Source organism: Novosphingobium sp. (assembly GCF_036733805.1).
Classification (GTDB): domain Bacteria; phylum Pseudomonadota; class Alphaproteobacteria; order Sphingomonadales; family Sphingomonadaceae; genus Novosphingobium.
Genome location: NZ_DAIMZT010000005.1, coordinates 34,338 through 59,206, shown reverse-complemented (window position 1 = coordinate 59,206; position 24,869 = coordinate 34,338). Strand labels below are relative to the sequence as shown.

The following is a 24,869-nucleotide window of genomic DNA, read 5'->3' as shown; positions in this document are numbered from 1 at the left end:
GACCTGCGTTCTCAGATCCCTTTGTCGCGCCAGCGCGTGAGAATATCGTCAAGCACTATAGGGCTGAGCAGATGTTCGAAAGCCCCTCCGATCAGGCCGCTGTCCCACCACACCGTTTTGGCCGCCAGGGATTCCATACCGGGTAAAGTCAACCAGCAATAAGTGCCAGGATGGATTCGAGTGATGGCGGTCGCGGAAAAGCCAGAAAGCGAAAGGTCTCGTACCGTCGTCTGAAACCCTTTTGAGCCCGAGGCCCTTAATGTGGCCGGTATCGAAATCTTGATGCGCGGCGCGCTGCGGTCTTCCTGAGACGCTGCCGCATATCTTTCTTGTTCGGTGTGGACCATCTCGACGCTGAGTCCCAAGCCTTGCAGCGCCTCGGCGCTGCTTTGGCAAAAGATGTCAGCAATGGGTTACCGCGAACTTAACGCGGCGGGTTAACGGATTCGCGGTGTCCGGTAATGAAGGATTCGCCAAGCAGGGCGATAAGCCGTTCCGCGACTACCTCGGGCGGTTTCACGGATTCGGGCGCCTCGCCGGGATAAGCGCGTGCGCGCATCGCCGTGCGGGTTGCGCCAGGATTGACGATGGCGACGCGCACTTTCGAAATGTTGGCGGTTTCCTGTGAATAGCATTCCAGCAGCACCTCGAAGGCCGCCTTGGTCGCTCCGTAAGCGCCCCAGAAGGCCCGCGGCTCCGCCGCCACCGTGGATGTCATGCCGATCACGCGCGGATTTGCGCTTTTGCGTAGAAGTGGATCGAAATTAGCGATCAGCGCCTGCGTGGCTAGGACATTTGTTGTCAGCGCCTTGTTGAACGCCTTTTGGTCGATATCGGCAACGCTGGTCAGTTCCGGTAGGATCGCGGCGTTGATGACAAGGATATCAAGTTTGCGCCAACGGTGCGACAAAGCCGTGGCGAGGCGGGCGATGCCATCCGGCTCGACAAGATCGACCGGGGCAATAGTGGCTGATCCACCCGCCCGGTAAATCTGCTCTTCGACAGTCTCCAGCGCCTTGGTGTCGCGCCCTGTGAGCACTACATGTGCGCCCGCTGCCGCCAGCGCCATGGCGGTCGCAGCGCCGATTCCGCGGCTTGCCCCAGTGACGAGCGCTATTTCGCCGTCGAATGGCTGGTTCGTCACATCAATGCTCACGCCGCGTCGCGTTCGGAGGCGAAGCGTTCGGAAAAGTCAGTCAGCTTGGTGGGATAGTCACCGGTGAAGCAGGCATCGCAGAATTGCGGACATTTGGGGTTGCGCTTTGCTTCGCCCACCGCGCGGTAAAGTCCATCGATCGAAACGAAGGCCAAGCTGTCTGCCTTGATAAAGTCAGCCATCGCCTCGGTATTCATCATCGCTGCGAGCAATTTGGAACGCTCGGGCGTGTCAACACCGTAGAAGCAGGAATGTTCGGTCGGCGGGCTGGCGATGCGCATGTGCACTTCAACCGCGCCGGCATCGCGCATCATTTCGACAATTTTCTTGGAAGTCGTGCCGCGAACAATCGAGTCGTCGATCAAGACAATGCGCTTGCCTTCCACGACGGCGCGGTTGGCGTTGTGCTTGCGTTTGACATCGGCGTGACGGGCTTGCTCGCCTGGCTGGATGAAAGTGCGGCCGACATAATGCGAGCGGATGATGCCGAGTTCGAAGGGAATGCCGGACTGCTGGGCATAACCGATGGCCGCCGGCACACCGCTGTCCGGCACCGGAATCACCACGTCGGCGGGGGTGAAAGCTTCCTTGGCCAGTTCCACGCCGATCTGCTTGCGTACTTGGTAGACTGACCGGCCGTCCATCACAGAGTCGGGGCGGCTGAAATAGACGTGCTCGAAAATGCATGGGCGCGGCGCCAGTTTGCCGAAAGGCCGGTGGCTGGAGATCGTGCCCTTATGATCGACCTGCACCATCTCACCGGGTTCGATCGAGCGGATGAACTCGGCCCCGATCACATCGAAAGCGACGGTTTCGGAAGCGAAGACCGTGGCATCGCCGATGCGGCCCATCACCAGCGGACGGATGCCGAGGGGATCGCGGCAGGCGATCATGCCTTCGGCTGTCATGCAGATCAGCGAATAGGCGCCTTCGACCATCCGCAAGGCGTCGACGAAACGGTCCAGCAGGGTAGGGTAGCGGCTGGTCGCAACGAGATGAATGATGACTTCCGTATCGGAGGTCGACTGGAAGATCGAACCTTTCGATACGAGGTCTCGCTTCAGCGCCATCGCATTGGAGATGTTGCCGTTGTGCGCGATGGCAAATCCGCCTGAAGCGAGATCCGCAAAAAGCGGCTGGACATTACGCAGGCCCGAACCACCAGTGGTGGAATAGCGCACGTGGCCGGACGCCATAGTGCCAGGCAGGGTGTCCAATTCCTTTTGGGAGAACACCTGGGCTACATGGCCAAGGCCCTTATGCGAGTGGAACTCGCTGCCGGAGAAGCTGGTGATGCCAACCGCCTCCTGCCCGCGATGCTGCAGGGAGTGGAGACCGGCAGCGGCGATGTTAGCCGCGTCCTTGGCACCGATAACGCCGAAAATGCCGCATTCTTCACGCAGCTTGTCCCCGTCGGCGTCTCGAAAGGGGTGTGTTATGTTCATGGAATCGTCCGGCCCGCTGGCGCGTCAAAACGCCCGCGCATTTGGAAGCGATTGCATCCAAATGCAAGGGGCGGATGGCGCTTTTCGACCGGAGATGGCCTCGACCTCGTTTCTTGGCTCTCTCATGACTTTATTCTCGGCCTTCGCACCGCTTGCCAGCGCCCCTCCATGATCCTAATGCCGCAGCATCAGCCCGATCACAGACGGACCCGTCGCTTGATCCTATCCCCCTTTGAATGGACCATTGCCAAGCGTTACATGCTTCCCGGCAAAGGCGAGGCGTTTATCACGCTGGTGGCGAGCATCAGTCTGGTTGCGGTCATGCTCGGCGTTTGGGCGCTGGTTGTCGTGATGAGCGTCATGAACGGCTTTCGCGCCGAACTGTTCGACAAGATCGTTGGCCTGAATGGTCATGCGATCATCCAGGCTTACGGCGGCCGCCTGGAAGATTGGCAGGGCGTGCTTAAGGACGTGCGCGCCACGCCCGGCGTGGTGCGTGCTTCCCCTTTGATAGAGCAGCCGCTGCTGGCGAGCTTCAATGGCCGGGTGGAAGCGATCCTGGCGCGTGGCAACACGGCGCAGGACATCAATCGCCTTAAGGATAAGGTCAAGGCCGGTTACCTCGACGAATTGCGGGTGGGCAGCAACAATGTCGCCATCGGGTCGCAGCTGGCGCAGAATTTGGGAGCGCGGGTGGGCGACACGATCACCGTCATCAATCCGCAGGGGCGCTCCACGCCGTTCGGCACGGTGCCGCGCCAGATTGCATACAGGATCGCCGCGATCTTCGAGATCGGCGTTTATGACTATGACAGCGCCTTCGTCGTCATGCCCATCCCTGACGCGCAGACCCTGCTGCTGACGGGCGATACGATCGGAATGATCGAGGTGACGACCAATGATCCCGATCATGTCGGCCAGCTTCTTGCTCCGCTCCAGCGTAAACTTGCGGGCCGCGCCATCATCAGCGACTGGAAGACCATCAACGCCTCTTTGTTCGAAGCCCTGGCGGTGGAGCGCGTTGTAATGTTCGTGGTGCTTTCGATTATCGTGCTGGTGGCGGTGTTCAACATTCTGTCATCTCTTATCATGCTGGTGCGGGCCAAGACGCGCGACATCGCAATCCTGCGCACGATGGGGGCGACGCGGCGATCCCTGCTCAAGGTTTTCGTCACCACCGGTTTTTGCATAGGCGCATTGGGCACCGTTTCCGGGCTGCTCCTGGGGCTGGTTTCGCTCTATTTCCGGCAGCCGATCGTTCACACGGTCGAACGGATGACGGGGCAGAACCTGTGGGATCCGTCCATCCGCTTCCTCACCGAACTGCCCAGCCGGCCCGATCCTGTCGAGATTACGGTGATCTGCGTGATGGCGCTGGTATTCAGCTTCCTTGCCACGCTTTATCCGGCCTTCAAGGCTGCAAGCACTGACCCTGTGCAGGTGCTGCGCTATGAGTGATGCGCTCATTGATCCGGTCGTGCGCCTCGCGAATGTGACGCGCAGCTTTGAGCAAGGCGGCGTCACTATCGACGTCCTGCGGGGGGTAAACCTTGCGGTACGCCCTGGTGAGATCGTCGCATTGCTCGGTCCTTCGGGTTCGGGCAAATCAACGATGCTGCAGGCGATTGGCTTGCTGGAAGGCGGTTTTGGCGGGCGCATAGAGATCGCCGGAATCGATGCGAGCAAGCTGGGACGCGATCAGCGCGCGGCAGTCCGGCGCGATCACATCGGCTTTGTTTATCAGTTCCACCACCTCTTGCCGGATTTCACTGCGGTCGAGAACGTGGTGCTGCCGCAACTCATCACTGGCAAGCCGCGATCTGCTTGCGAAGAGCGGGCGAAGGAACTGCTTGATGCCTTGGGCCTAGGCCAGAGGCTGGACCATCCTCCCAGCAAACTCTCCGGAGGCGAGCAGCAACGCGTCGCCGTCGCTCGCGCCCTCGCGAACCGGCCCCATCTGGTCCTGGCGGACGAGCCGACCGGCAATCTCGATGAGGCGACCGCCGACATCGTGCTCAGCCAGTTCCTCACGCTCGTGCGGGGGCAAGGCAGTGCAGCGCTGGTGGCTACGCACAACGAGCGGCTGGCGATGCGGATGGATCGGATTGTGCGGCTGCATGACGGCGTTCTTGCATAAGTGTAACGAAAGAGAGGCCGGCGTTGATTTTTGCGCTTCATCCTCCACATCGATATACGGCAGTGAAGGAAAGGATTTTCCGATGAGCGACAGGCCGTCAACCACGCGCGCCGGTGATGAAACACCGGGGAGCTTCGGCTGGCACGATTCCGCGGAATTGCACAGGTGCGAGGATGGCGGCGGGCTGTTTCATCGCTTCAAGACAATCCGGCGAGGGACGATGGCCGAACTCATTCATTTCGTGCTGGAGCTACCCGAAAACAGGCAGCAGGATTATGCCATTGAGAAGGATGGCGATCGCATGTTCAAGATCGGCGATATCCGCAGCCTCTCCCGCCGGGCCGACTTTCCCCGGCGTGCCGACTGATCCGCGCACGATCGCTGATTTTGCGGCGGTCCTGCCTAGCGGCGAGTCGGTAAGTCTCGCTGATCGGCTGGGCAAAATCGTGCTGGTGGTCAATACCGCCAGCAAATGCGGCTTTACGCCACAATATGGGGGCCTCGAGGCGCTCTGGCGGCGGTATCGGGATCGCGGCTTCGAGGTGATCGCTTTTCCCTGCAACCAGTTTGGGGGTCAGGAACCCGGCAACGCCGAAGAGATAGCCGGCTTCTGCGAGGTGAACTTCGGCCTCTCGTTCCCGCTCATGGGAAAGGTGGAAGTGAATGGCCCCGGCGCGATCCCGCTGTACGATTGGCTTAAGAACGAGGCGCCGGGCATCCTGGGCAGCAAGACGATCAAATGGAATTTCACCAAGTTCCTGATCGGACGCGACGGCAAGGTCGTGCGCCGCTATGCACCTGCGCACAAGCCGGAAAGCATTTCCCAGGATATCGAAACGCTGCTTTAACGGCGGTCGCCTACGTACGATATCTCAGTTTTCCAAGCGGTGAAGAGCACCTTCGGAGATCGTGCCGACCGCTGATTTAAGCTCGTCCACACTGCCGGCCGAGCCTTCGGCCTCAACTAAAAAGCGGTTATCCACCATGCGGCCGAATTTCCCGCTCTTGTTCGCATTGTCCCAGGCTTCTGTCTGCATCTGCCCATCTACCGTGCCGGTCTTTTCGTAGCCGTTCGCATCTTCCTTCGACTGTTCCACGCCCATGGCAGCGCCCATACCCGCCAACGCGCCCATTCCGTGAAGATCGGCGATCCTCACCGTGAAGCTCTTGTCGCCGGAGGCGTACTTCGCCTCGGCCGAGGCCCCCATGGAACCGGCCCCGACAGTCTCCACCGAAGTGCGCGCGTAGGAGCCGATGGACGCGGGCAGCAGGCCCTTGAGGCTGTCAGCGGGAACCGCTTTGGTCCTGCCGCTGGCTGCGTCCTGCATCTGCTTCGTCATCGCATCGATCTTCCCGGTATCGACCGATCCGACGCCGGGAATGCTTACGGTGTCGTCAATGACCTTGTTGTTGGTGGATGAGAACAGCACGGGCCCCGCGAACATGCCCGCCATCGAGGCAGTGACCGTCGCTGCGATAAAGCCAAGTATGATCGCGCAGACCACCGTGACGGCGGTATAACCCAAAGCTTTGTCTTCCGGCACTTGCATCAGCATCGGCGCCCCGGCGTAGAAGAGGTAAAGGCTGTAAAATCCGACGATGCCCAGGACTGAAAGCGCGGGGACCAAGCCGAAAACGCCTGCCACCCAACCGGCCGTCATACTGTAGACCACCAGTTTGAACGCGCCCTTCCAGTTCTCGGCACCGGAGAACTTGGGCGCAAGAAAATTGGCGATCCACGCCAGGACATAGACCATGACGATCGCCATGACATAGCTCACGATAGCGGATGTCAGGCCCGACATAAGGCCAGGCCGGAAACGGACGAACAAGGCGCCGTATCCGAATACCTGCCCACCAATGAAATGGTCCACCGGACCAATCGCCGCCAGGGGCAGGACGTAGTTTTTGAGAATGCTTGCGGGCGAAGCGCTTTCCGCGACGATGACGGGCCATTCCGTCTTCGGTTGCAGAATTATCGCCTTTGCGCGCTCGAAAAGTTGCTTGCCGCCTGCACCAGTGCCACTTTCAGTGTCCATGATAGCCCTCCTCGGATGCCTTCCCGCAAAGGAGAGAAACACATTGTTCTGTCCTTGCATAGCAAGAACCTGTTTTCCCCTATTTGTCGTCTTCGTGCCTTGATCGGACAGGCGGGCGCGTTACCTTAACGACATGTCTTTTGCCCGCTTCGTTCCGCTTCGCATCTTCTCCAGTTTCACCATGCTTGACGGAGCGATCGACCCGAAAGCGGCGGCCAAGCTGGCAAAGGAGCGCAAGTTTCCTGCTGCGGCAATCTGTGATCGTAATGGCCTTTATGGAGCGCCGACTTTCGCAGCCGCTTGCAAGGGCACGGGCGTACAACCGATGGTGGGCGCGTTCCTGGCGGTTGCCCGGCCACACGGGTCGGAACAAGTGCAGGACCCGCCGATCGACTGGCTCGCTCTTTTTGCCCAAAATGAGGCGGGTTGGCTCAATCTTTGCCGGCATGTAAGCCGCGCTCATCTCGATCGGCCGCTGGAACTCGACCCACATGTCGAGCTGGAGAGCCTGCGCGGATATACCGAAGGGCTGATATGCCTCAGTGGCGGCAATGAAGGCGCTCTGGCCCGTCTCTATGCCGAAGGTCGCGGTGAAGCCGCCGCGCGTTATTGCGATGCATTGCAAACGCTGTTCAATGACCGCTTCTATATCGAAATCACTCGCACCGGTGAACCGGAGGAGGACGCGAGCGAGAATGATCTGATTGCGCTTGCCTATGCGCGTGACATTCCATTGGTGGCGACTAATCCCGCGCAGTTCGCGGAAAAGCATTTCCATGCAGCGCATGACGCCATGCTGTGCATTGCCAATTCAACGCATGTGGACGCCGGCGATCGCCCCCGATCCAGTTCCGAACGTTGGGTCAAGCCGGCCGATGTCATGGAGGAATTGTTCTCCGATCTTCCGGAGGCTTTGGCGAATACGCTGGTTGTGGCTCAGCGTTGCGCTTACGCGCCGCCCAAACGCAAGCCTCTGCTACCCAGCCTTGCCGGCGATCGAGAGGGCGAGGCGCGGATGCTCGAGGACGACGCGCGGCTCGGCCTTGCACGGCGCCTGGCGCTTTATTGGCCGGGCGTCACCGAGGCAGACCTGGCCGATGTGCTTGCACGCACCGGCGGTGAACGTGAAGCGGCTTACGAGAGTTTGCGTGAAAAAGGCGTTGGCGAAGACTTCCTCGCTTATGCCGATCGGCTCGACTTCGAGACAAAGATCATCATTGGCATGGGCTTTCCCGGCTATTTCCTGATCGTTGCCGACTTTATCAAGTGGGCCAAGGAGCAGGGCATTCCCGTGGGACCGGGCCGCGGATCAGGGGCGGGCTCGCTGGTCGCATGGGCGCTGACGATTACCGATCTCGACCCGCTTAAGCTGGGTCTGCTGTTCGAACGGTTTCTCAATCCGGAACGCGTGTCGATGCCGGACTTCGACATCGATTTCTGTGAAACCCGGCGCGGAGAGGTGATCCGCTATGTGCAAGCCAAATATGGCGACGATCACGTCGCTCAGATCATCACTTACGGCACAATGAAGGCGCGCGCGGTGCTGCGGGACTGCGGACGTATATTGCAGATGGGATATGGCCGTGTTGATTCGCTGTGCAAGATGGTTCCCAACCATCCCACCGATCCCTGGACGCTCGAACGTACTCTCAATGGCGCGTCGGATTTTCGCCGCGAATACGACACTGATCCCGAGGTGAAACGCCTCGTTGACCTTGCGGTCCAGCTCGAAGGTTTGCCACGCAATTCCTCTACGCACGCTGCGGGTGTGGTGATCGGGGATCGACCGCTGGCAAAGCTGATCCCATTGTATCGCGATCCGCGGTCCGACATGCCGGTTACCCAATTCGACATGAAGTACGTCGAAGATACCGGCCTAGTGAAATTCGATTTTCTGGGCCTCAAGACGCTGTCAGTCCTGCGCAAGGCGTGCGACCTGCTGGAACGCCGGGGGATATCGATCGACCTCGCGACGCTGGGGTGGGAGGATCCAGCTGTTTATGAACTGCTCAAGCGAGGTGATACGGTTGGCGTGTTCCAGCTGGAATCGGAGGGCATGCGTCGCACGCTGGCGGCGGTCAAACCGACTAATTTCGGCGATATCATCGCGCTCGTTTCGCTTTATCGACCCGGCCCGATGGACAATATTCCGCTGTTCGGTCGCCGCAAGAACGGACTGGAGGCGATCGAATATCCGCATGAGAAACTCGCCGGCATTCTCAGTGAGACATACGGGATCTTCGTTTACCAGGAACAGGTTATGCAGGCGGCGCAGATCCTGGCCGGCTATTCGCTCGGCGATGCCGATCTGTTGCGGCGCGCTATGGGCAAAAAGGTGCAGGCGGAAATGGATGCGCAGCGCCAGCGCTTCGTCGACGGTTGCAAGGCGGTGTCCGGTATCGACGCGGCCAAGGCCAACGAGCTTTTCGATTTGATCGACAAGTTCGCCGGATACGGCTTCAACAAATCGCACGCCGCAGCTTATGCCTTGCTCGCTTATCACACCGCCTGGCTGAAGGCGCATTACCCGCATGAGTTTTATGCCGCGGCGATGTGTTTCGACATGCATCAGTCAGAAAAGCTCGCCATCTTCGTGGATGATGCCCGTCGCAACGGGATTGAGATCGCCGCGCCCGACATCAACCGTTCCGAAGCCGAGTTCTGCGTTGAGGAGACGGCGGAAAGCCATGCCGTGCGCTATGCTCTGGCCGGCATCCGCAATGTCGGCGAAAAAGCGATGGAGGCAATTGTCGCCGAGCGTGAAGCGAAAGGACCTTTCGTTGACCTCGACGATGTATTCCGCCGCGCGCCCGCCGGGTCAATGAACCGTCGCCAACTTGAAAGCCTTGCGGCTGTAGGTGCCTTTGACAGCCTTGAGCCGAACCGCGCCAAAGTGCTTGCCAACGCTGATACGCTGCTGGCCGAGGCGGATCGCTCCTCCCGCGAGCGCGCCAGCGACCAACATGGGCTGTTCGGCGGCGGCGATCACACGGAACAGGCATTACGCCTCATCGAATGTGAACCCTGGAGTCGGACGGACCAAATGGCCAAGGAGCGCGAGAACTTCGGCTTCTACTTCGCCGCTCATCCGGTCGAGCAATATCGCACCGTAGCCTCAGCCAATGGCGCACGCACGCACGCCAGCCTGACTGCAAGCGGCGCTGGCGGTCGCACCGGCGCGGTCATGGCCGCGATGGTGGAATCCGTGCAAAAGCGAAAGACGCGTAAAGGCAGGGATTTCGTGATGGCTGATTTCTCGGATCAGTCCGGCAACTTTTCCGCCTCCTGCTTCGAGGAAAGCCTTGTTGATGATTTTGTCAGGTGGGCGAGGGAGGGCGCTTGCGTCCTGCTGACTGTCGAACTCGACAGCCCGAGTGTTGACGAACCGCCGCGTGTCACCGTTCGCGGGGCGAGACCGCTGGCCGAGGTAAAGGCCGATGCACGCATGCTGCTCCGGCTCGATATCGATCGGATTGAGGCGGTGCAGGAATTGGCATTGCTGATGCGCCCCGGCACCAAGGGCTGCGGTGAAGTTATCGCAACCCTTCAGCTCGGAAATGGCCAGCAGCAGAAAGTCAGACTGGGCCGTGATTTTGCATTGGACGGCGACTTCGCGGAACAGCTTGCTTCGATTGATGGCCTCTCCAATATTTCGCTAACGGCAAGCAGGCGTCCGGAACCTCTTCGTCGGGTTGCTTGATGCCCGACACCGTTAGCGGACTTGGTCATTTTTGCGGTTGTGCATTGTCTGCGGTATTGTTCGCGGCATTCTCTGCCGCATTGCCGGCTTTCGTTGCGGCATTGCCGACATTTCGGGCCGCTTCGGCGACGGCGTTGTTCCGGGTATCCTCGCTCGCGGAATTGCGGTTGAATATGTAGATGCCGCCAATGATGGCGATCAGCAGGATCACCGCCAGGAATATTCCCAGGCCGCTGCCGGATGATCCCTCGCGGATGATCGTGGTATGCGCCGTCGGCGTTGGTTCATTCGGGTCAGAGGTTGTGACGGTTTCGTCGGCCATATCTGCCTCCTCTCGTTAATGACGAGTATGGCCAGACAAACGCGCGACGGGTTCCAGAGGTTTCCTCTGCCCTCGCATTGAGAGAATTGAGCACTCTTTGTACGAATGCGCGCGCCTATAGCAGTGGCAGCTGTCCGTTCAGGGATGGACGCCGGAATGCGGTGCAATCGAGCTTTACGTCGGGCTTACCAATTCCCAGCCGCCTTGCGGTTAAGCGAAAGCGTTGGCGGAATAAGTCCGCCCAGACCCCCTCGGGCTTCATTCGGGTGAAGAACTGGGGATCGTTGTCTCGGCCCCCGCGCATCGAACGGATCGTCGCCATAACCTTGGCCGCACGGTCAGGGAAGTGAGTCTCCAGCCATTCTCGAAACAGCGGGGCGACTTCGTGAGGCAGCCGGATCAAAAGCCAGGTTGCCGCGCGGATTCCGTGCCCTGCAGCTTCGGCTAGAATGGCTTCCAGGAAGCTGTCCGTGATCGAAGGAATAACCGGCGCGATCGAGACATAGGCGGGCACCCCGGCGCCCACCAACCGCCCCAACGCGGCGACGCGCTTGGCCGGTGAGGCTGCGCGCGGCTCCAGCAGACGCGAGAGATGCGGATCGAGGCTGGTGATGGAAATGGCGACGAACGTGAGGTTTTGTTGTGCAAGTTTTTCCAGAAGGTCGAGATCGCGCAGCACTCGGTCCGACTTGGTGGTGATCGTCACGGGATGGCGCGTTTCCAGGCAGAGTTCGAGGATCTGCCGGGTTATTCGATAACGATTCTCGATCGGCTGATATGGATCAGTGTTAGTGCCCATAGCGATCGGCGCGGGGGAATACCCCGGCTTGGCAAGCGTTTCTCGCAAGAGCCGTGCGGCGTCAGGCTTGGCGAACAGCTTGGTTTCGAAGTCCAATCCCGGCGAGAGATCGTGATAAGCATGCGTGGGCCGGGCAAAGCAGTAGATGCAGCCATGCTCGCAGCCGCGGTAAGCATTGATAGAACGGTCGAAAGGAACATCAGGCGATTTGTTGAACGACAGGATCGACCGGGGGTGTTCTTCCGTAACAGTCGTGGCGGGATGGCGTTGTTCGCCGTCGATCGCCTCGAGGCCATCCAGCCAATCGCCGTCCGGTTCCTTCGCGGGCAGCTTGAAACGCGCGCTCGCGTTGCTGCTGACTGCTCCTCTGCCTCTGATTGCCGACATTGGAGTAATTGAACATATCAAGAACAAATAGTCAATGCGGCACGCGGGGCGACGCGCTTCGTTGCCAAGTAAAAGCCCCCTCCCGTCGCCGGAAGGGGGCTTTAGAATGCCGTTGAAATCGGTGAAGAGCCTACGCCCAGCTCACCATTTCCTTTTCAAGGTTTTCGACAATCGCCTCAAAGAATTGCTCGGTGGTCATCCAGCTTTGATCCGGGCCGATCAGAAGAGCGAGGTCCTTCGTCATCTTGCCGCTCTCGACCGTTTCCACGCAAACGCGTTCCAAAGTCTCGGCGAACTTCACGACTTCCGGTGTGTTGTCGAACTTGCCACGATACATGAGGCCACGGGTCCAGGCAAAGATCGAGGCGATCGGGTTGGTCGATGTCGATTTACCTTGCTGATGTTGACGGTAGTGGCGAGTCACAGTGCCGTGAGCAGCCTCTGCCTCAACGGTTTTGCCATCAGGCGCCATCAACACCGACGTCATCAGACCCAGCGAGCCGAAGCCCTGTGCCACCGTATCCGACTGTACATCGCCGTCATAGTTCTTGCACGCCCAGACGAACTTGCCCGACCACTTGAGGGCTGAGGCAACCATGTCGTCGATCAGACGGTGCTCATAAGTGATGCCCTTGGCCTTGAACTGCTCCGCAAAGCCTTCATTGTCGAAGACTTCCTGGAACAGATCCTTGAAGCGCCCGTCATAGGCTTTCAAGATCGTGTTCTTGGTTGAAAGATACACGGGCCAGCCCAGCGAAAGGCCGTAATTGAAAGAGGCGCGGGCGAAGTCGCGGATCGATTCGTCCAGGTTGTACATCGCCATGGCGACGCCAGGGGCCGGGAAATCGAATACGTCGAGATCGATCTTCTCACCGTTTTCGCCGTCCCACACCAGGCGCAGCTTGCCCGCGCCGGGGATCAGCGTGTCCGTGGCGCGGTACTGGTCGCCGAAGGCGTGACGGCCGACGACAATCGGATCGGTCCAGCCCGGAACCAGGCGCGGTACGTTAGAGATCACGATCGGCTCGCGAAAGACGACGCCGCCCAGGATGTTGCGAATCGTACCGTTCGGCGACTTCCACATCTTCTTGAGGCTGAACTCTTCGACGCGGGCCTCATCCGGTGTGATCGTCGCACACTTTACGGCCACGCCATATTGCTTCGTGGCGTTGGCGGCATCGACGGTGATCTGATCGTTCGTGTCATCGCGCTTCTGGACCGAGAGATCGTAATATTTCAGATCGATGTCGAGATAAGGGAGTATCAGACGCTCGCGGATCCACTGCCAGATGATCCGCGTCATTTCATCGCCGTCCATCTCGACGATGGGGTTTGCAACCTTGATCTTTGCCATTCGCGAAAGCTCCGCTGAGGGATGAGAATTTGCGCGCCTCCTTAGGCAGGCGAAGGGCGCATAGCAAGGCAAGGATAGGAGGTGGGCGGCGCGTGAGTTCCGGTCGCAAGGACGATCACGTCGCTGAGGAAGCAGGAGGCTGCAAAAAAGCGAAAAGCCCGCCGGTGGTCGCGGCGGGCTTTCAGGGAATGGTGGGCGTAGCAAGGATTGAACTTGCGACCCCTACGATGTCAACATAGTGCTCTACCACTGAGCTATACGCCCATTCCACCGAGCTTCCTTGCAGTGATCCCTAGAGACTGTCCGCTTGGAGGACTGGCCCTTTAGCGTCGGCTTTTTATCGATGCAAGACGCTTTGGCGCGGAAAAATTCCCGGTCAAAGCTGTGCGTGCGCGGAAAGGCCGAATATGCGCTGCACTTCCATCACGATGTCGCGGAGGTGGAAAGGCTTGGAAAGCACTTTAGCGTGCGGCGCTTCCCGGCTCGCGCGCAGAGTCACGGCGGCAAAACCAGTGATGAACATCACTTTCGTCAGTGGCGAAATCTCCGCGCAACGCTGTGCCAGTTCGATGCCGTCCATCTCCGGCATGACGATATCCGAAAGCAACAGGTCAAATTCCTCGCTCTCGAGATAGGGCAGCGCCGCGGACCCTCTGTCGACGGCGACGACATCGTAACCGGCATTTTGAAGAGCGCGCGTAAGATAAGTGCGCATTGCCGGGTCATCTTCGGCAAGGAGGATGCGGATCATCGCTTGATTCCAGATTGTTGAGTGCTTGTGCGACTACAGGTTCTGGTGAGGCGTATAACCCTTTAGCAGTTAATTTTCTCGCCCGGATTCAGGACTGACCGGTAACGGGACGCTTTGACTCGACAAGATGAAAGGGACAGCGTGAGCGGATGATCGAGCAGCCCCCGGAGAGTGATTCGCTGTTGCAATCGGGAGGGCTAATTCCGGGCTCTCCGGGCATTCCTGCCTTCATGCTTCACGGGGGTGAGCCCTCCGCGATCCCGGTGCTGATCGCGGTGCCTCACAGTGGCCGTGCTTATCCGCGCTTGTTGCTGGGCGATATGCGCCATGACAAATCGGTCCTGCTGCGTCTTGAGGACCGCTATGTCGATAGGATCGCCCGCGGCGTCGCACGGGCGACGGGCGCGCATCTGCTGATTGCTAACGCCCCGCGCGCAATGATCGACTTGAACCGGGCGCCGGACGACGTGGATTGGGAGATGTTCGTGCGGCGCGATAGGCCGGCTGACTGGGCAACCGCACCGAGTCGGCGGGCGCGGACAGGGCTGGGGGTGATACCTCGCCGGCTGCCCATGATCGGCGAGCTGTGGCGGCGGCGGCTTGCCCTTGCGGACCTTGCGGACAGGATCGAAGGCATCCACGCCCCTTACCACGCGGCGTTGGAACGGGCGTTACGTGCCTTGCGGGATCGGTGGGGGGCTGCGCTGCTGATCGATCTCCATTCGATGCCGCCATTGCAGGCGCGCGCGGGCGCAGTGGCGGCTGAAGTGGTGGTCGGTGATAGGTTTGGCGCTGCCTGCCACGGTAGTCTGGTGGCGGCAGCGTTCTCTCAACTCGCCAAGTCGGGCCGTGAAGCTGCACATAATCGCCCTTATGCGGGAGGATATGTGCTGGAGCGCCACGCTGACCCGCGTTCCGGACTTCATGCCATTCAACTCGAGATAGATCGCAGCCGATATCTGGACCACGGCCTTGTGGAACCGGGCCGGGGCCTGCCCTCCATGATCGAAGATATGTGCGCGCTTGTCCGCTGTTTGGCGGCGGTCGTCTCCGGGCTCGGACAAGGCGTCGATGGGAAAGGTTGGCCTCTGGCAGCCGAGTAGGCATTAAAAAACCACCTCGTGCATAGCACGAGGTGGCCAAGGTTCAGGGAGGAGGTGCACAATGTGCACCAACCTGACCGGGCCATGAGGGTAGCGCCGATCAGGCATTGCCAACATAAGCAAACCTGCGGCGAGTTTCAAGAGATTCGTTGATGCAAATCAAATGCGGTTTGTCCAGCGCTGCTTTGTGGTGGGGCGAAGAATGGTTGCTTGTGTGACAATTGTGCCATAATTCGCCCGCCCGAAAGCGCTTAGGCATTCAGCGGAGGCTGAGGCATTTTCCCTTGGGCCGCCTGGCGGCCGAAAATGTCGCGGACAAGCTCAAGGGAGAACAGGTGCGCGTATATGAGCGGCAGCATGCCGTTCTGATTCCATTGCCGAAGGATATCGCCGCGCATGTCGCGAAGCTTGTTTTCATCGACCATCTGGAAACCGCGATAGTTGAACGGCCTGCCATCGCCGGTGTCGATGTTAAGCTCTCCATCCATAAGCAGGTTGTGCTTCTTGAGTTCGGCGACGAAGTTACCGGTCTTAGTGCCGGCGATTTCGAAATTCTCGCAGAACTGGAGCATGCTCTTCGTGGCTTCGCTCGGCTGTGCATCCGCGAACAGCGCTTCGCCGTCGTCAAGCTCGCCGACCAGATCGCTCGTCGGGTCGATGCAGAGCGAAAGCTCTTCTGCGTCCGGCCGCAGCCGTGCGAGCATGAACGGATAGCGGCGAGCGTAAGCGGGAATGTATACAGGCGAGATGAGGCTGCCGTCATCTTCGACGAAGACGTTGACGCCTTCATTCATTCCCATCAGCGCAAGCGGAATCGGATTATCTCCACTGGTGAAGATGATCGGGAAATTGCGCTGCGCCTGCGGGAACTCTTCAACCGTGAGCGGTACGGAGTTGACGTTGACAAGCCAGGTGGCCTTGTCCGTCGAGCGGGTTTTCCAATTCGCGTGCTGCTGCGAGTTGAGCGGGATGAGGTCCTTGTAGAACAAGGGCAGTCCGGGATCTTGCGGCGCGGTGGCCATGGCTTACTCTCCGCGAATGGGGCGTGAAATAGCCGCCGCTTTAGAGGCTGGGCTTAGGCGGCGCAAGCGCGCGCCGGCGCTGTCGGGTTTCACATCAACTTGCCGGGATTCAGCAGGTCTTGCGGATCGAGCGCCTTCTTGACTGCGCGCAGCATTGAAAGGGCCACGGGATCGCCCAACCGCGCGAGTTCCTCGCGCTTGAGCTGGCCGATGCCGTGTTCGGCGCTGATAGAGCCGCCCCATTCGGTAACGAGATCATGCACGCGGCGGCTGATCGCCTTGCCTTCGTTTTTCTGCCAGGCGCGCCCATCCGTCACGTGAGGGGCGATCACGTGATAATGAACGTTTCCGTCGCCGAGATGCCCGAAAGCGATAGCTTCCGTGCCAGGCCACTCCGCCTCGATCATGGGGGCGGTTAGTTCGATAAATTCGGGCATCTTCTCGACCGGAACGGAAATATCATGCTGAACTGCGGGGCCCCGCTCGCGTTCCGCCGGTGAAACCGATTCGCGCAGCAACCAGAAGGCTTCCGCCTGCGCCTCGCTTGCGGACATCACCGCGTCTTCAATCAGATTCCGCTCGTAGGCTTCGGCCATCATCGTCTCACAGCGTTCGCGCAAAGAGGCGGCAGAACCATGATCCGCGACAACTTCGATAAGAACATGCCAGGGATGACGATCCGGCAATGGCGCCCGCGCCGTGGGCAAGTGGTCCAATACGGCATCCAGGCATTGCTGCGGCATGACCTCAAAACCTTCCAGCGCTTGCCCAGCCGCATCCTCGCAATACAGAAGCAGGCTGCGCGCAACGGTGGCCGAACGCACGCCGGCCCAGATCACCACCCGCTCCGCCATTGTGGGCAGCAATTTCAAAGTGGCCGCGGTGACGATTCCCATCGTGCCTTCCGAGCCGATCAGCAATTGTTTGAGATCAAACCCCCGGTTATCCTTCTTGAGCGGCGTTAGCATCGAGAACACCCTGCCATCCGCCAGGACGGCTTCCAGCCCCAGCACCAGTTCCCGCATTGACCCATGACGAAGGACTTGCGAGCCGCCCGCGTTAGTCGAAATTAAGCCCCCAATCGTCGCCGATCCTTTTCCCCCCAGTGTCAGGGGAAAGCGCAGGCCCTTCTCTTCGACCGTGTCGTGCAGCGTTTGCAGAACGACACCGGCTTCGCATGTGACGCGCCGCGTTTCCACATCGATCTCGCGGATCGCGTTCATCCGCCGCATCGACAGGAGCAGCGCGTTCCCGGTCTCGTCCGGGGTCGCCCCACCTGACATCCCGCTGTTCCCGCCTTGTGGCACGATCGGCACGCCATGCGTTGCGCAAAGTTGCACCAGACTGACAACTTCCTGCGTATTCGCCGGGGACGCCATAGCGCAGGCTTGCCCGGTGAAACGGCCACGCCAATCGGTGAGCCAGGGCGCGATCAGGTCGCCGTCGCGGGTCAGACCCCGAGGTCCCAGACGGGCGGCTACCTCATCAAGAAAGTCAGTTAGTGTCGTCATCCTCTTGATATGGCACGGCGTCAGTCGGTTTGCACCCTTTGCGAAATGCACAGTTCTCGAAGTTAAGCGCTGGTTCAAGGTCTTGCGATAAGCTCTCCAGCGCGGCATTGCGGTGCCTCGGAGATCCGCCCAAGAATGAACCTCGTTTCCGTTCTGCTCTATCCGATCGTCATGCTGCTTCCGACGGCAGGCGCGATTGAGAGTGATTCGGACGCTGACGCGCCGCCGGTCATAGCCTTGCCGACTGACGCTCGTTCGCCCCATTATGCCGGAGGCGATGCTGTTCCCTCTGTGTTGGCGCCGGATTGGCCTTTTGCGACCATCATGCTGCGGGAGGTCGAACCGGAACCAGGCTGGCAGGTACATATCGAACAGCGTATGGAAATCCGCATCAGCCCGCGCGGAACCATTCCAATATCGCCGCCCATGTTCATCGGCATTCCCGAAGCCGAAAGCGAGGTGCGTTACAAGGAGCGTAAGATCGGCAATTGTCTTTCCATTGCCGGCATTGCGGGCGTGCAACCGGATCGCGGCAATCGCCTGCTGCTATATATGCGCGACCGGCGGCTTGTAGCGGCCGATTTGGAGCGATCCTGCCGGGCGCGCGATTTCTATCTGGGCTTTTATCTTTCGCGAACGGCCGACGGGCAGCTCTGCGTCGATCGCGACACGCTGCTTTCGCGTAGCGGGATGAACTGCAAACTCACCCGCATTCGGCAACTCACGGAAAGCGACCGGTGAGCCGCTGATCTTACTGCGCCGTCGGCGCGGAAATCCTTGACTTTGACGCGCTTTCGCGCAAAGGGCCCGCGCAGTTGCATGATCGGCTTGCGAGGGGATGAATGATCCCGTTCCAGGTCGGCGTCGTGCGTATGCACTCAAGCCTTTCCGGAAAACCAGTCACTTATGAGCTTCGCCGATCTCGGCCTGTCAGACGAATTGCTGCAAGCGGTGGAAGCCGCAGGCTACACGGAGCCGACTCCTATTCAGGCGCAGGCGATTCCGCCGGTTCTGATGATGAAGGATCTGATCGGCATCGCTCAGACCGGCACCGGCAAGACGGCGAGCTTCGTGTTGCCGATGATCGACATTCTTGCTCACGGCCGGCGCCGTGCACTTATGCCGCGCTCGCTGATCCTGGAACCTACGCGCGAACTGGCCGCACAGGTTTCCGAGAATTTCGAGAAGTACGGCAAGAATCACGATCTGAAGATGGCGCTTCTGATCGGCGGCGTGCAGATGGGCGATCAGGTCAAGGCGCTTTCGGAAGGGGTGGACGTGCTGATCGCCACGCCGGGCCGCCTGATGGACCTGTTTGAGCGCGGAAAGATTCTGCTCACCGGCTGTGAACTCCTGGTGATCGATGAGGCAGACCGCATGCTCGACATGGGATTTATCCCCGACATCGAGAATATCTGCGCGAAACTGCCGACAAATCGCCAGACTCTTCTCTTTTCCGCGACCATGCCGCCGCCGATCAAAAAGCTGGCTGACCGCTTCCTCTCAAATCCCAAGTATATAGAGGTCGCGCGGCCGGCGACGACGAATACCAACATCGCGCAGCATAAAGTGGCAGTGCCTGCGAGGAAGAAGCGCGAGGCGCTACGCCATTTGCTCCACGCGGATGACGTTTCGACCGCCATTGTCTTCTGCAACCGCAAGACGGCGGTGCGGGAATTGGCTAAAAGCCTCAAGCGACACGGCTTTGCCGCTGGCGAGATCCATGGTGACATGGACCAACCCGCCCGCCTTGCCGAGCTTGACCGCTTCAAGGCCGGCGAGATCAATATCCTGTGCGCATCCGATGTCGCGGCACGCGGCCTGGACATCAAGGGCGTTTCCCACGTCTTCAACTTCGACACGCCTTGGCATCCGGATGACTATGTCCACCGTATCGGCCGCACTGGCCGAGGTGGGGCGACGGGGCGCGCCTTCACTCTTGTCACGCCGGAAGATGCCGAAGCGATCGAGAGTGTCGAGAAGCTGACCGGAGGCAAAATTCCGATTTATGAACTCCGGCTTGATGAGCCGGAAGAGCGTTTCCAGGAAGCGTCGCCGCGCCAGCGGCGCGAGGGCCAGAGCGGTGGACGCGAAACCAGCCCCCGGGTGAAGCGGGACCAGAGCGCGCGTCAACAGGAACAGAGCGCCGTCAAGCCACGCAAAGCGCGAGGCACGCGTCGTGAGGACCTGGATATCGGTGCGGCTGAGGAAGGTTGGAACGGTCCGGTGCCGGATTTCCTCAGTGTGTCCGCCTTGGTGTAACGCGAGTATAGCGTCACACGATTTGTGAGGTTGATGCGCTATCGGCAGCGACCGGAGGCTGTGCCTTGAACGGCGCGAGCAGGTGCGTGACGAAATCCTCCTCCGGCGGTGCATCTACTCCGAAACGCTTCGGATAGCGTCGTTGAGGATGATAGGCCGTGCCGAACATCCTGTCCCAGATTACGAGCTGTGATCCGAAATTGCTGTCATAGGCATGGGGTTCGTCGGCATGATGCCAGTGATGGATGCGCGGCGGCGTGAAGATCGCTTCCAGCGGGCCGAGTGACATACGGGTGTTGGCATGAAGCAGCACTGCATGAACTTCGTAAACACCAAGATAAATGGCGGTTGCTGCAGGGGAAAAGCCCAGTGTCAGCATCGGCAAGGCGATTGCCGTCGTCATCAGGATTTGCTCGCAGGGGTGGACGCGGGAGGCCGCCAACCAATCAAGGCGCGTGCTGCTGTGATGAATGCGATGAAAGCGCCATAGCAGAGGCATGGCATGGCAGGCACGGTGCACAATCCAGATAATCAAATCACAGATGAGAAGCAGGAGGATCACTTGAAGCCAAATTGGCAGAGATGCGGCCAGCGTCGATTGCGGATGGCCCATCAGGATGAGAGCCAGCAGCACGGTCGCGCCGGTTTTGATGGCCTGACCGCCTAGCGTGGCATGAGCCAAATCGACGATCCAGCTTTTCAATGTTCGACGACCGGCATCCGGCACCGGGAGAAGCCGTTCTAAGGGAACGAACAGCAACGCGCTCACGACAAGCGCCTCAACGATGACGATCAGATCCAGCATTTGTGCTTTTTTATGCCGTTGCCCGTTTCTTTGCGAGATCGAGATTTAGCATCATGTGGTTTCTGAAGACTAAATGGGGGGCTGTCGGATCGTCATAACGGGTTGTTTACCGCGATCCGGTACGGATGATCTGTCGTTAGGGGACGACGTTTTGCGTGATCTGGGGGAGTGCGGTGATGCGTTATCGTCTGATTCACTACACCGAATGCGCGCTGCTCATTGCTCTGGCCTCGTTAGCGGTCAGCCGCATGGCCGCAACAATGACGCATCATCCGCAGGTGATTGTGTTCCTGACAGCCGAAATTCTCGGCGTGTTGCTGGTCGTATTGCAGCGGCCAGGTGAGGTGGCGATGGCGCTGCGTCCGGTGTTGCTAGGCTTCGTTGGAACCGCCTGTCCGCTTCTGATCCTGCCGGTCGGCAAGCAGATACTGCCGGACGCGATTTCTACCACTCTTGTCACCGGCGGCGTCGCGCTGTCGATCCTGGCCAAGCTTTCGTTACGCCGCAGCTTCGGGCTCGTGGCCGCGAACCGTGGCGTAAAGCGGAGCGGGCTTTACCGCTTCGTGCGCCATCCCATGTATTCCGGTTATCTGATTAATCACCTTGGCATTTTGCTGCTGTTTCTTTCGGTCTGGAACGTTGCTGTGATCGCCTTGTGCTGGATCCTGCTCTGGATGCGGGCCGGTGAGGAAGAGAAGGTCTTGCTGCAGGACCCGGCCTATCGCAGCTATGCCAGCGCGGTACGATCGCGGCTAATACCCGGCGTGATTTGAACTTAAGCGGGCCGGGGCGTCTGCTCGACGCCGCCTTCAATCCGGAATCTTTATAAAGCTGTCGATCACCCGCTTGCGGCCCGCTTGTTCGAAATCGATCTCCAGCTTGTTGCCTTCCTGCCCCGCAACCACGCCGTAACCGAACTTTTCGTGAAAGACGCGCGCGCCCACCGCAATGTCCGTGCGCGGTTTGGCGGCGAAACTTGCGGCGCTACGCGTGGTTTCCGCGATCTTGCGCGGCATGGGATCGTATTCCTGACGCGTCGCGCGTTGCCAGCCTGGACCGCGCGTCACCGTGCGGGCAGGATTGGCGCGCGCGACATCGGCGAAGGGATCGGCGTGTTCCGACCATTGCGCTCGCCACAGCGACGCGCCCCCGGAAAGTGTCGTTTCCTGTTCCACATGTTCGTCGGGCAATTCGGCGATGAAGCGCGAGGGTATGGAACTGGTCCACTGGCCATAAATGCGCCGGTTGGCAGCGTGAAGGATCGTGCATTTGCGACGCGCCCGCGTGATGGCGACATAAGCGAGGCGCCGTTCCTCCTCAAGGCTGGCGAGGCCGCCTTCGTCAAGCGCCCGCTGTGACGGAAACACCCCTTCCTCCCAGCCCGGCAGGAAGACGTGATCGAATTCCAGCCCTTTGGCGGCGTGCATGGTCATGATCGTCACCTTTTCCTCATCAGCCGCGGCGTCGTTGTCCATCACCAGGCTGACATGCTCAAGGAAGTCGCCAAGGCCGTCATATTCCTCCATGGCGCGCGCGAGTTCGACGAGGTTCTCCAGCCGCCCAGCCGCCTCTGCCGTCTTTTCGGACTGGAGTGCATCGGTATAGCCGCTTTCGTCGAGTACAGTGCGCAACAGGTTGGCCGGGCTTTCGGAGCCTGACAGGCTGCGCCAGCGCGCAAAATCGCGCATCAGCGAAAGGAAGGTATTGCGGGCGCGCGCGGGCAGTTCGTCCGTATCGGCGATCTCAATCGCGGCGGCGGTAAGCGGGATGGACTGACGGCGGGCCAGCTGGTGCAGTGCTTCGATCGCCTTGGCCCCAAGCCCGCGCTTAGGCGTGTTGTAGATGCGTTCGAAAGCAAGATCGTCAGCCGGCTGCTCAATTACGCGCAGATATGCCAATGCATCACGGATCTCGGCACGCTCATAAAAGCGGAAGCCGCCGATGATGCGGTATCTCAGGCCGATGCTGATAAAGCGGTCTTCGAGTTCGCGCGTCTGATATTGCGCGCGAACGAGAATGGCGACCTGATCGAGCGGCGCGCCTTCGCGTTCAAGCCGTTCGATTTCGTCGCCGATCCGACGCGCTTCTTCGGGGCCATCCCAAACGCCGATCACGCGCAGCTTGTCGCCGGGGTGGCGCTCGGTCCACAGCGTCTTGCCCAGGCGCTGGCTGTTCTCGCTGATAAGGCCGGAGGCGGCGGCCAATATTTGCGGCGTGGAGCGATAATTCTGCTCCAGCCGGATCACTTTGGCGCCGGGAAAATCCTTCTCGAAGCGCAGGATATTCGCCACTTCGGCGCCGCGCCAGGAATAGATCGACTGATCGTCATCGCCCACTACGCAGATGTTCTGCCGGCCTTGTGCGATCAGACGCAGCCAAAGATACTGCACCTGGTTGGTGTCCTGATATTCGTCCACCATCACGTACTTGAACCGTTGCTGGTACTGTTCCAGCACCTCGCGGCGAGTGCGCAGGATATTCAGCATGTGCAGGAGAAGATCGCCGAAATCGCATGCATTGAGCGCTTTCAAACGATCCTGGTAAAGCTGGTAGAACTTTCGGCCCCGGCCATTGCAGTAAGCTTCGTTCTCTCCTGCATCGATGTCTTGCGGATTAAGGCCCCGATTCTTCCAGCGATCTATGCAGCCGGCCAGTTGGCGCGCAGGCCAGCGCTTTTCATCCACCCCTTCCGCTTGGATTAGTTGCTTGAGCAGGCGAAGCTGGTCGTCCGTGTCGATGATCGTGTAATTGGCTTGCAGCCCCACCAGTTCGGCGTGTCGCCTGAGCATCTTCGCAGCGATGGCGTGGAAGGTGCCCAGCCAGGGCATGCCCTCCACCGCCGGGCCGATCAGCCCTCCTACGCGCTGACGCATTTCGCGCGCCGCCTTGTTCGTGAAAGTGACGCAAAGGATCTCGCTGGGCCATGCGAGACGACTGCGGATCAAATGCGCAAGCCGTGCGGTAAGCGCTGCCGTCTTGCCGGTGCCCGCGCCGGCCAACATCAGCACAGGGCCTTCGGTTGTCAGAACAGCCTCACGCTGGGGGGCGTTCAGCCCCACGATCAGCGGGTCTTCAGAGCCGGCGGACAGGGGATATTTCAAATCGTTCACCCGTGAACAACTAGGGAACGGAGTGTCGTGGCGCAAGGCCGCTTCGTCGCAACGAATGGAACAATGGCCAGGCCGGTTCGTGTTTCCCCCACTTGCATCATCGCGACGGAGGGTAAAATCATGCGCAAGTTCTTTCTTGCCGGGGCTGCGGTTATGGCTCTGACGGTCGGACCGATCGTGAGTTCGGTCGCTGACGCCGCCAGCGAAGTTCCCAGTGACGCCGTGCCTCCACCATCCGGTTCGGACCCGGCTGGGTCGTCGCCTTCCTCATCTGAGCCGTCCACACCCGGATCGACACCGCCAGTCGCGTCTGATCCCACGCAGTCAGGACCGGCAGCCACGACGCCTGCCGGGGAGCCTAAGCTGACGGCGCAGCAACAAGCTGCTCACGACGCCTGGCCGCCTGAGCGGCAAGCGGACTATGCTGGCTGGCCGCCCGAGAACAAAGCCTACTTCTGGACTTTGCCGCCGGAGCGGCAGGAAGGCTATTGGGCGCTTACGCCTGAACAACGGGGCCAGATTTACAAAATGAGCCCGCAGCAGCGGGAAATTGCCTGGCAATCCGTTATGCAGCAACTCAAGGGGCAGGCCGCAAGCACGGCGAACACAGTGCAGAAACAGGCCAACCCACCGGGAGGAGGAACGCCGACAAGTGGACCCACCGATCCCCACACGGCCAGCGAGCCTGTGCCCCCAGCCATGCCGGCTGACCAGAGCTATCACGCCGGGCCGTATAAGGGTGCGCTGACACCGCCGCCGGCCACTGAGATGAACAAGACTTATCCGGTTTGCACCAGAAAAATTCAGGACAACTGCCGTAATCCGGGCGGTAAATGAGCCGCCCGTTCTTCGGCAAGATCGTTGGTTCGAGGCTACCTCCCAAGTCTCGTCATTTGTCGCACGTTTGCTGACGGCGGGAACTTCAATCCAGGCGCCGTTTTAGACGCAGCGACAGGGGACCCAGAT

General features: G+C 60.0%; 22 protein-coding genes and 1 tRNA gene. 10 read left to right on the top strand and 13 right to left on the bottom strand.

The genetic code is table 11. The annotated features are described in order from the left end of the window. Positions 1-11 precede the first annotated feature (11 nt). The 3 genes from V7D69_RS02680 to purF all read right to left on the bottom strand — a co-directional run bounded on the left by V7D69_RS02680 (position 12) and on the right by purF (position 2,601). On the bottom strand, positions 12-347 hold the full coding sequence (locus V7D69_RS02680; RefSeq protein ID WP_324063404.1) for a PilZ domain-containing protein: 336 nt from the start codon (positions 345-347) through the stop codon (positions 12-14). Between the two features lie 77 nt (positions 348-424). Continuing rightward, positions 425-1,156, bottom strand: a complete 732-nt coding sequence (locus V7D69_RS02675; protein WP_324063395.1) for an SDR family NAD(P)-dependent oxidoreductase — start codon at positions 1,154-1,156, stop codon at positions 425-427. Next, on the bottom strand, positions 1,153-2,601 hold the full coding sequence (gene purF / locus V7D69_RS02670) for an amidophosphoribosyltransferase (protein ID WP_333605003.1): 1,449 nt from the start codon (positions 2,599-2,601) through the stop codon (positions 1,153-1,155). The genes V7D69_RS02675 and purF overlap by 4 nt, the downstream gene beginning before the upstream one ends. Before the next feature lie 216 nt (positions 2,602-2,817). Here purF and V7D69_RS02665 point away from each other — a divergent pair, with 216 nt between their 5' ends. From V7D69_RS02665 to V7D69_RS02650, 4 genes are all read left to right on the top strand, one after another. Then, positions 2,818-4,059, top strand: a complete 1,242-nt coding sequence (locus V7D69_RS02665; protein WP_333605002.1) for a lipoprotein-releasing ABC transporter permease subunit — start codon at positions 2,818-2,820, stop codon at positions 4,057-4,059. Beyond that, a complete protein-coding gene (locus V7D69_RS02660) occupies positions 4,052-4,738 on the top strand; it encodes an ABC transporter ATP-binding protein (RefSeq protein WP_324063389.1) in 687 nt (228 codons plus the stop codon). The genes V7D69_RS02665 and V7D69_RS02660 overlap by 8 nt, the downstream gene beginning before the upstream one ends. 82 nt (positions 4,739-4,820) lie before the next feature. Continuing rightward, positions 4,821-5,105 carry a hypothetical protein gene (locus V7D69_RS02655; protein ID WP_324063388.1) on the top strand — a complete coding sequence of 95 codons (285 nt, stop codon included), beginning with the start codon at positions 4,821-4,823 and terminating at the stop codon, positions 5,103-5,105. Next, positions 5,095-5,586 carry a glutathione peroxidase gene (locus V7D69_RS02650; RefSeq protein WP_333605001.1) on the top strand — a complete coding sequence of 164 codons (492 nt, stop codon included), beginning with the start codon at positions 5,095-5,097 and terminating at the stop codon, positions 5,584-5,586. The genes V7D69_RS02655 and V7D69_RS02650 overlap by 11 nt, the downstream gene beginning before the upstream one ends. A 24-nt stretch (positions 5,587-5,610) precedes the next feature. Here V7D69_RS02650 and V7D69_RS02645 read toward each other — a convergent pair whose 3' ends face one another. Further along, on the bottom strand, positions 5,611-6,777 hold the full coding sequence (locus V7D69_RS02645) for a Yip1 family protein (protein WP_333605000.1): 1,167 nt from the start codon (positions 6,775-6,777) through the stop codon (positions 5,611-5,613). A 133-nt stretch (positions 6,778-6,910) separates the two neighbouring features. Between V7D69_RS02645 and dnaE the strand changes: the two genes are divergently transcribed. Further along, positions 6,911-10,477: a DNA polymerase III subunit alpha gene (gene dnaE, locus V7D69_RS02640; RefSeq protein WP_333604999.1), complete on the top strand. Its 3,567-nt coding sequence runs from the start codon at positions 6,911-6,913 to the stop codon at positions 10,475-10,477. Positions 10,478-10,502: 25 nt separating this feature from the next. Here the strand turns inward: dnaE and V7D69_RS02635 are convergent, their stop codons facing one another. The 5 genes from V7D69_RS02635 to cpdR form a co-directional block, all read right to left on the bottom strand. Beyond that, positions 10,503-10,799, bottom strand: a complete 297-nt coding sequence (locus tag V7D69_RS02635; RefSeq protein WP_324063381.1) for a hypothetical protein — start codon at positions 10,797-10,799, stop codon at positions 10,503-10,505. A gap of 115 nt (positions 10,800-10,914) precedes the next feature. Beyond that, positions 10,915-11,985 carry a PA0069 family radical SAM protein gene (locus V7D69_RS02630; protein ID WP_333604998.1) on the bottom strand — a complete coding sequence of 357 codons (1,071 nt, stop codon included), beginning with the start codon at positions 11,983-11,985 and terminating at the stop codon, positions 10,915-10,917. Between the two features lie 130 nt (positions 11,986-12,115). After that, the gene (locus tag V7D69_RS02625; RefSeq protein WP_324064002.1) at positions 12,116-13,339 is read right to left on the bottom strand and encodes an NADP-dependent isocitrate dehydrogenase; all 1,224 of its coding nucleotides are present in this window, start codon (positions 13,337-13,339) and stop codon (positions 12,116-12,118) included. A gap of 189 nt (positions 13,340-13,528) precedes the next feature. Next, positions 13,529-13,603 (bottom strand) — tRNA-Val (locus V7D69_RS02620). A gap of 112 nt (positions 13,604-13,715) precedes the next feature. Continuing rightward, the gene (gene cpdR / locus V7D69_RS02615) at positions 13,716-14,090 is read right to left on the bottom strand and encodes a cell cycle two-component system response regulator CpdR (RefSeq protein WP_324064001.1); all 375 of its coding nucleotides are present in this window, start codon (positions 14,088-14,090) and stop codon (positions 13,716-13,718) included. A gap of 149 nt (positions 14,091-14,239) precedes the next feature. On the opposite strand from cpdR, the gene V7D69_RS02610 reads away from it, so the two are divergent. Beyond that, on the top strand, positions 14,240-15,193 hold the full coding sequence (locus V7D69_RS02610) for an N-formylglutamate amidohydrolase (RefSeq protein ID WP_324064000.1): 954 nt from the start codon (positions 14,240-14,242) through the stop codon (positions 15,191-15,193). Positions 15,194-15,444: 251 nt separating this feature from the next. On the opposite strand, the gene V7D69_RS02605 is transcribed toward V7D69_RS02610, so the two are convergent. Both V7D69_RS02605 and V7D69_RS02600 read right to left on the bottom strand, forming a co-directional pair. Next, positions 15,445-16,215, bottom strand: a complete 771-nt coding sequence (locus V7D69_RS02605) for a SapC family protein (RefSeq protein WP_324063999.1) — start codon at positions 16,213-16,215, stop codon at positions 15,445-15,447. Positions 16,216-16,304: 89 nt separating this feature from the next. Then, complete coding sequence (locus V7D69_RS02600; protein ID WP_324063998.1) at positions 16,305-17,726, bottom strand: FAD-binding oxidoreductase; 1,422 nt, start codon at positions 17,724-17,726, stop codon at positions 16,305-16,307. Between the two features lie 135 nt (positions 17,727-17,861). Here V7D69_RS02600 and V7D69_RS02595 point away from each other — a divergent pair, with 135 nt between their 5' ends. Continuing rightward, a complete protein-coding gene (locus V7D69_RS02595; RefSeq protein WP_333604997.1) occupies positions 17,862-18,467 on the top strand; it encodes a hypothetical protein in 606 nt (201 codons plus the stop codon). Positions 18,468-18,632: 165 nt separating this feature from the next. After that, the gene (locus tag V7D69_RS02590; RefSeq protein ID WP_324063996.1) at positions 18,633-19,988 is read left to right on the top strand and encodes a DEAD/DEAH box helicase; all 1,356 of its coding nucleotides are present in this window, start codon (positions 18,633-18,635) and stop codon (positions 19,986-19,988) included. 13 nt (positions 19,989-20,001) lie between these two features. On the opposite strand, the gene V7D69_RS02585 is transcribed toward V7D69_RS02590, so the two are convergent. Beyond that, positions 20,002-20,793: a sterol desaturase family protein gene (locus V7D69_RS02585; protein ID WP_333604996.1), complete on the bottom strand. Its 792-nt coding sequence runs from the start codon at positions 20,791-20,793 to the stop codon at positions 20,002-20,004. 176 nt (positions 20,794-20,969) lie between these two features. Here V7D69_RS02585 and V7D69_RS02580 point away from each other — a divergent pair, with 176 nt between their 5' ends. Further along, positions 20,970-21,566 (top strand): methyltransferase family protein, encoded by a 597-nt coding sequence (locus V7D69_RS02580; protein WP_333604995.1) that lies wholly within the window; start codon positions 20,970-20,972, stop codon positions 21,564-21,566. 36 nt (positions 21,567-21,602) lie between these two features. Here the strand turns inward: V7D69_RS02580 and V7D69_RS02575 are convergent, their stop codons facing one another. Further along, on the bottom strand, positions 21,603-23,903 hold the full coding sequence (locus tag V7D69_RS02575; RefSeq protein WP_333604994.1) for an ATP-dependent helicase: 2,301 nt from the start codon (positions 23,901-23,903) through the stop codon (positions 21,603-21,605). Between the two features lie 63 nt (positions 23,904-23,966). Here V7D69_RS02575 and V7D69_RS02570 point away from each other — a divergent pair, with 63 nt between their 5' ends. Further along, entirely contained in the window at positions 23,967-24,740 is a 774-nt protein-coding gene (locus V7D69_RS02570; protein ID WP_333604993.1) for a hypothetical protein, read from the top strand. Positions 24,741-24,869: the final 129 nt, after the last annotated feature.

Excerpts from the sequence above, each read along its gene's own strand:
- V7D69_RS02595 (WP_333604997.1), top strand. The coding sequence starts at position 17,862 with ATGAACCTCGTTTCCGTTCTGCTCTATCCGATCGTCATGCTGCTTCCG.
- V7D69_RS02590 (WP_324063996.1), top strand. The coding sequence starts at position 18,633 with ATGAGCTTCGCCGATCTCGGCCTGTCAGACGAATTGCTGCAAGCGGTG.
- V7D69_RS02680 (WP_324063404.1), bottom strand. The coding sequence starts at position 347 with ATGGTCCACACCGAACAAGAAAGATATGCGGCAGCGTCTCAGGAAGAC.
- V7D69_RS02600 (WP_324063998.1), bottom strand. The coding sequence starts at position 17,726 with ATGACGACACTAACTGACTTTCTTGATGAGGTAGCCGCCCGTCTGGGA.
- V7D69_RS02610 (WP_324064000.1), top strand. The coding sequence starts at position 14,240 with ATGATCGAGCAGCCCCCGGAGAGTGATTCGCTGTTGCAATCGGGAGGG.
- V7D69_RS02630 (WP_333604998.1), bottom strand. The coding sequence starts at position 11,985 with ATGTCGGCAATCAGAGGCAGAGGAGCAGTCAGCAGCAACGCGAGCGCG.
- V7D69_RS02605 (WP_324063999.1), bottom strand. The coding sequence starts at position 16,215 with ATGGCCACCGCGCCGCAAGATCCCGGACTGCCCTTGTTCTACAAGGAC.
- V7D69_RS02625 (WP_324064002.1), bottom strand. The coding sequence starts at position 13,339 with ATGGCAAAGATCAAGGTTGCAAACCCCATCGTCGAGATGGACGGCGAT.
- V7D69_RS02570 (WP_333604993.1), top strand. The coding sequence starts at position 23,967 with ATGGCCAGGCCGGTTCGTGTTTCCCCCACTTGCATCATCGCGACGGAG.
- purF (WP_333605003.1), bottom strand. The coding sequence starts at position 2,601 with ATGAACATAACACACCCCTTTCGAGACGCCGACGGGGACAAGCTGCGT.
- V7D69_RS02635 (WP_324063381.1), bottom strand. The coding sequence starts at position 10,799 with ATGGCCGACGAAACCGTCACAACCTCTGACCCGAATGAACCAACGCCG.
- V7D69_RS02580 (WP_333604995.1), top strand. The coding sequence starts at position 20,970 with ATGCGTTATCGTCTGATTCACTACACCGAATGCGCGCTGCTCATTGCT.
- V7D69_RS02660 (WP_324063389.1), top strand. The coding sequence starts at position 4,052 with ATGAGTGATGCGCTCATTGATCCGGTCGTGCGCCTCGCGAATGTGACG.
- cpdR (WP_324064001.1), bottom strand. The coding sequence starts at position 14,090 with ATGATCCGCATCCTCCTTGCCGAAGATGACCCGGCAATGCGCACTTAT.
- V7D69_RS02655 (WP_324063388.1), top strand. The coding sequence starts at position 4,821 with ATGAGCGACAGGCCGTCAACCACGCGCGCCGGTGATGAAACACCGGGG.
- V7D69_RS02585 (WP_333604996.1), bottom strand. The coding sequence starts at position 20,793 with ATGCTGGATCTGATCGTCATCGTTGAGGCGCTTGTCGTGAGCGCGTTG.
- dnaE (WP_333604999.1), top strand. The coding sequence starts at position 6,911 with ATGTCTTTTGCCCGCTTCGTTCCGCTTCGCATCTTCTCCAGTTTCACC.
- V7D69_RS02645 (WP_333605000.1), bottom strand. The coding sequence starts at position 6,777 with ATGGACACTGAAAGTGGCACTGGTGCAGGCGGCAAGCAACTTTTCGAG.